The organism is Segatella copri (genome assembly GCF_003465495.1).
In the GTDB taxonomy this organism is placed as follows: Bacteria; Bacteroidota; Bacteroidia; order Bacteroidales; family Bacteroidaceae; genus Prevotella; species Prevotella copri_G.
Genome location: NZ_QSAV01000044.1, coordinates 1 through 282 on the forward strand (window position 1 = coordinate 1; position 282 = coordinate 282).

The following is a 282-nucleotide window of genomic DNA, read 5'->3' on the forward strand; positions in this document are numbered from 1 at the left end:
ATAAGTTTTATGTAATCATCTATCATCCATCACGATTTGTATCCATTCTATATCTTTATATGCTAATATTCAGATACTTGAATAGCGTGATAGATACTTCAAAAACGGAAATATCCATCACGCTATCCATCACGATTTGGGGTTATCCCTCACGATTTTATCACTTATTGTCTCGTGGCTATTGTTCATCATGATATGCAATTGAAACGCTCGACATATGAAGTTTTGCAGATTCTAAGCATTTCATTGACGGACTAATGAAATGAACGAATGTGTTTTATG